Origin of the sequence: Streptomyces sp. NPDC056948, assembly GCF_042674225.1 — a bacterium.
Lineage (GTDB): Bacteria > Actinomycetota > Actinomycetes > Streptomycetales > Streptomycetaceae > Streptomyces > Streptomyces purpurascens.
Genome location: NZ_JBHUQX010000548.1, coordinates 1 through 5,028, shown reverse-complemented (window position 1 = coordinate 5,028; position 5,028 = coordinate 1). Strand labels below are relative to the sequence as shown.

The 5,028-nt window shown below is 67.0% G+C and carries 5 protein-coding genes; 4 read left to right on the top strand and 1 reads right to left on the bottom strand.

The annotated features are described in order from the left end of the window. Positions 1-1,095: LysM peptidoglycan-binding domain-containing protein (locus tag ACFTZL_RS40760; protein ID WP_382594380.1), on the bottom strand; the 1,095-nt coding region annotated here is incomplete at its 3' end. Positions 1,096-1,413: 318 nt separating this feature from the next. On the opposite strand from ACFTZL_RS40760, the gene ACFTZL_RS40755 reads away from it, so the two are divergent. From ACFTZL_RS40755 to ACFTZL_RS40740, 4 genes are all read left to right on the top strand, one after another. Continuing rightward, positions 1,414-2,079 (top strand): hypothetical protein, encoded by a 666-nt coding sequence (locus ACFTZL_RS40755; protein WP_382594377.1) that lies wholly within the window; start codon positions 1,414-1,416, stop codon positions 2,077-2,079. Continuing rightward, complete coding sequence (locus tag ACFTZL_RS40750; protein WP_382594374.1) at positions 2,067-3,152, top strand: hypothetical protein; 1,086 nt, start codon at positions 2,067-2,069, stop codon at positions 3,150-3,152. The genes ACFTZL_RS40755 and ACFTZL_RS40750 overlap by 13 nt, the downstream gene beginning before the upstream one ends. Positions 3,153-3,298: 146 nt before the next feature. Continuing rightward, positions 3,299-3,946: a hypothetical protein gene (locus ACFTZL_RS40745; protein WP_382594371.1), complete on the top strand. Its 648-nt coding sequence runs from the start codon at positions 3,299-3,301 to the stop codon at positions 3,944-3,946. Between the two features lie 62 nt (positions 3,947-4,008). Continuing rightward, on the top strand, positions 4,009-4,995 hold the full coding sequence (locus tag ACFTZL_RS40740; protein ID WP_382594368.1) for a hypothetical protein: 987 nt from the start codon (positions 4,009-4,011) through the stop codon (positions 4,993-4,995). The last annotated feature ends 33 nt before the right edge of the window (positions 4,996-5,028 follow it).

Genomic DNA, 5,028 nt, shown 5'->3' with positions numbered 1-5,028 from the left:
GCTGGTGGCCTGCTGGTGGCCGGTGTCCGGGGCGGGCCGCTGCTCGGGCAGGGAGACCTGGGCGGCACCACCGCCGGCGCCGCCTGCGTGCTCGTGGCCACCGCCCTGAGCGCCGGCGCCCCCTCCGCCCTGGGCATGGTCGCCGCTCTGGGCGTAGTCGCTGATCTGCTGCTGCACATCGGGCGACACGTCGGGAGCCTCGTCGGGCATCTCGACGAGGTCGCCGCCGCGCGCGTCACCCGGCATCTCCATGATCCAGCCGGGCCGGATGAGGCTGGCCTCGGAGAGCTTGGACCCGTCCGGCTGGACGCGGTCCTTGTTGAGATCGAAGATCTCCTTGTAGCGACGCCCGTCACCGAGGTGCCGGTCGGCTATCTCCCACAGGGAGTCGTGGTGACGCCCCTCGGGCGGCTGGATCCGGTAGTACTTCGTGTCGCCCTGCTTGGCGGTGCTGCCACCGGCCTCGGCGTGCGAGGCGGCGTGCGAGGCCTGCTCGGCGAGGGCGGACGCGGTGTCGGCGGCCTGCTCCTGCTGCTGGGCGAAGAGACCGCCCGGGGTCTGCTGGGCCGAGGCCACGGTGGGCTTCTGGTTGGCGTCATACGTCTGCCCGAGCTGCGACAGCCCGGGCGCGAAGCTGGCGGCCGTGGCGCCGACGAGCAGCAGCGCGGCGACGAGCTGCCGCGCGAGCAACTGACTGGGCCCGCCGCCGGGTACGCGCCCCGGCACGCCGACACCGGACAGCGCGGCCTTCATCTCGACGAGCACGCAGGCGGTGAACTGCGCCCACGCCAGCCACACCACGACCGTGAGGATGTTCAGAAACGTCTGAACGGTGATCTCTTGCTGCAGCCAGTCGAGGCTCGGCACCCCGTTCGGCAGCGGCCACCCGATCTGCGTGGCCAGCGCGCCCGGCACGCCGACGAGCAGAACGGCCAGGGCGACAAAGGCGAAGAACGCCTTGACGAAGTCCCCGAACGACCGTCGCCGGATCCTCACCGGCTGCGGCGTCCGATTCCTCGGGGCCGTCGTCGGGGCCGTCGCTCCCGTCGTACTTCCCGTCGAGCTTGACGAGCTTGAGGTGCGGCGTCGCGGCATGGCGGGTGTCCTGGGGTCGTGTGTGGAGTGCGGTGAGGCAGCGCTGTGAAGTAAGGGGTGTGCTGAGCCTACAGAGATCTTATGGACTCTTATTGAGGTCGTCGAAGGGCGGCGGGGAGGAACCTCGTTGACGTCCCATTTGCCCCTGTAGCTACTTGCGCTCGCGCGGACGGCCGAGCCGCCCGGATCACCCCCTTCGCAACCGCTACGCACACCCCTCACGCACCCCACACAATCCACCATGGCCAACCAAGGGGGCACACACAACCCCTGATAGCTTCGTTCCCTGTCGCACACGCCAACCTCGGGGGAGAAACCGTGGCCCGCCGCGCTCTGACCACCACAGCTGCCGTGTTCGGCACTACGGCAGCACTTCTGCTCACCGCGTGCGGCGGGGGCGGCGGCTCGTCAGACGACATCAAGGGAGCGGACAAGGGAGCAAGCAGTCCTTCCGCCTCGGCCTCCGGCTCGACGCCGACCGATGTCGACCGGCCCGACGTGAGTCTCCCCAAGGATCTGGACCTGGTCTTCGACTTCGAGAAGCCGTCGGACCAGGACAGCGCGGCAGCTCTCGAGGACGCCGCGAACTACATCCGCGCGCTGAACCACGGCATCACGAAGCAGGATCCGGCAGATCCCGCCTTCCAGTTCTATGCGTCGGGCCAGGCCGCCCAGTACGCGAACTCGCAGATCAAGGAGTACGTGGACGGCGGCTGGACCCTCACGGGCAAGGACCGGTACTACCAGGCCGAAACCAACCCGGTCGACGAGTCGGAGAAGGTCAAGACGGTCAACGTCACCTTCTGTGAGGACCAGTCCAAGGTCTACGGCAAGGAAGTCAAGTCCGAGAAGATCCACCGTACGAAGGAAAGCCTGGACAGTTACCAGAAGTTCACCCTCCTCATGGCGTCTGTCCAGGGCAAGCCCGTGTGGCGTGCCCAGCAGGTCACCGTCGAGGGGAAGGCGGAGGAATGCCGAGGCTGACCGTATCCAGGCGAACGAAGCTGATCGTGGCCCTGGCTGCGGGATCCCTCGTCTGCTCCGCCGGCCCGGCTTACGCCAACAAGCCGGTCGCTGGCGAGGCGAAGCCCAGCGGCCCGCAAGGCGGAGCCGACGGCACGGGCGGACTGTCGGCTTCCGTCTCCAACATCCAGCTCTCGTACCCGAGCGGTGGGGGCGGCGGAGGCAAGAAGGGGAACCTCGGTACGGTCGACCCCAACTGGAAGCCGCCGGCCTGCTGGTACGAACCCGAGCTCAGTCCCGAGCAGTTGAAGAAGTTCGTGGACACGGACAGCGGTGGTGATGTCGGCATTCACGAGTCCTGGTGGGGCAAGGGACTCTGGACCGATCACTACCGCGACGGCAAGCCGGCCGAGAACTTCGACATGCACAATCCGAAGAACAGCACGGCCGAGGGGTACAAGAACTACAACCTCGGCAAGGACGGTTACTTCTGGCGTGGTGTGGCGCCCGACCCCATGGCCTCCGACTCCTGGGACTGCGGCCGCATCATGTTCTGGGTCGACGCCGGCGAAACCCCGGACGACCCGAATTCGCCCACGCCGAAGACGCTCGCCGAGTACGCCTACAACAAGGTCGAGGTTCCGGAGACGAAGGTCGACCTGAAGCCGGAGGGCAAGTCCACGGTCAACCTCCCCACGTGGGTATGGCTGGACAAGGGCACCTTCAAGGAAGTCAAGGTCCGCGCCGAACTCCCGAACACGGGCCTGTGGGCGGAGACGACCGCCAAGCCGGTCGCCCTCCACCTGGAGCCGGGCACGGACGACGCCGAGACCTTCCCCGCCTCCGGCGACTGCCAGATCAACGACGACGGCTCCATCGGCACCCCGTACACCAAGGGCAACGCCGACAAGACCCCGCCCTGCGGCGTCCGCTACCTCCGCGCCACCAACGGCACGCCCTACCAACTCTCCGCCAGCGTCACCTGGCAGATCAGCTGGGAAGGCTCCGACGGCTCCCGCGGCAACCTCCCGGACGGCACCTTCGAATCGACCCAGGACATGAACGTCCAGGAGATCCAGTCGATCAACCGCTGACTACCGGATCCCAAGTCGTTCGCAACCGCCACGCCACACTCCTCACCTTCCCCACACAATCCACCCCTGCCTCTCAAGGGCCAAATCCCCTCCCCTGATAGCTTCGTTCTCTGTCGCGTACACCGAAACTACGGGGGAGACCAACTGTGGCCCGCCGCGCACTGACCACCACTGCCGCAGCGTTCGCCACGACGGCGGCGCTGCTTCTGACCGCCTGTGGCGGAGGCGACGATTCGTCATCGGACGACATCAAGGGAGCGGACAGCGGGTCGAGCAGCCCGTCGACCTCGGCCTCGTCCGCGGCACCCGGCGTCAAGCGCCCGGTGATCAAGCTCCCCAGCAGCTTCCAGCTGCCTTTCGAGAACTGGACGAGCAGCGACCCCGTCGAGCAGGCGGTACTCAACGACGGCAAGGAACAGCTCCGGGCGGGGTACGAGGCGATCATCGAGAACGATCCCGACAGCAAGAACCGCGCCTTCTACGACACGAAGAACGGCTTCTTGCAGAGCCAGCAGTGGATCAGGACCTACACGGACAAGAACCTCACCGTGATCGGCAAGCTGCCCGTGTTCGACCCCAAGGTCACCCTCGCCAAGGACAAGGCAGCGGCGTCCCTCTCCTACTGCACCGATGAGAGCAAGGCCTCCACGAAGAACCGCAAGACCGGCGAGGTCAAGGGGAACCCGGCGGGCACGGACCCCGAGGTCTTCTACGTGGTCTCCATGGGCAAGAACGCCCAGGGTGTGTGGCAGGCAGTGTCCGCCCACTCGGAGAGGGGTGGCTGCGCACAGTGAGATCCTCACACGCCTCCCGGCCCCTCACGGTCTTCTCACTCACCGTCGCTCTCCTCGCACCCGTGCCTGCCGTCGCCCTCGGCGGCGAAGACAGTTACGGCGGCGGAGCCAAGAACGACGAGATCTCCGCCTCCGCCTCGCACTCCCGGATCAAGGTCAGCCAAGTGAGCGGCCCCACCGGCGGAAAGCAGGGCACCGTCGCGTCGACGGACACGAACTGGGAGCCCCCGCCGTGCTGGTACGAGCCTGTCTTCACCCCGGAGCAACTGAAGAACTTCTCGGAGAACGACGGCAGCGGCGATGCCGGTCTGCGCGACGGGTGGTACGGCTCGGAACTCTGGACCGACCACTTCAGGGACGAGAAGGACGCCACCACCATCTTCACGAAGCCCGGCACCGTGAAGGGGTACAAGAACTACAACCTGGGCAAGGACGGATACTTCTGGCGCGGAGTATCGCCGGACGTGGCCAAGGTCGATGACACCTCGCTGTGCAGCCGCCTCATGTTCTGGCAGGACGCCGGCGAGATCCCCAACGTGCCGAACGCCCCCACCCCGGAAACCCTCGCCGACTACGCCTACGACAAGGTCAAGGTCCCCGAGACCAAGGTGGAGTTGAAGCCGACGGCCAAGTCGACGGTGAACCTCCCCACCTGGGTGTGGCTGGACAAGGGCACCTTCCAGGACGTCAAGGTCCGCGCCGAACTCCCCGGCACAGGCCTGTGGGCCGAGACGACCGCCAAGCCGGTCGCCCTGCACCTGGAGCCGGGCACGGACGACGCCGAGGTCTACCCCGCCTCCGGCGACTGCCAGATCAACGACGACGACTCCATCGGCACCCCGTACACCAAGGGCAACGCCGACAAGACCCCACCCTGCGGCATCCGCTACCTCCGCGCCACGAACGGCACCCCGTACCAACTCTCCGCCAGCATCACCTGGCAGATCAGCTGGGAGGGTTCGGACGGCACCGGCGGCGATCTGCCTGACGGCACCTTCGAGACGACCCAGGACATGAACGTCCAGGAGATCCAGTCGATCAACCGCTGACGGGACGACTTCACCGCACGACCGAGCAAACAC

Bases quoted from the DNA above. Each gene is read 5' to 3' on its own strand.
- ACFTZL_RS40750 (WP_382594374.1), top strand. From the start codon at position 2,067: ATGCCGAGGCTGACCGTATCCAGGCGAACGAAGCTGATCGTGGCCCTG.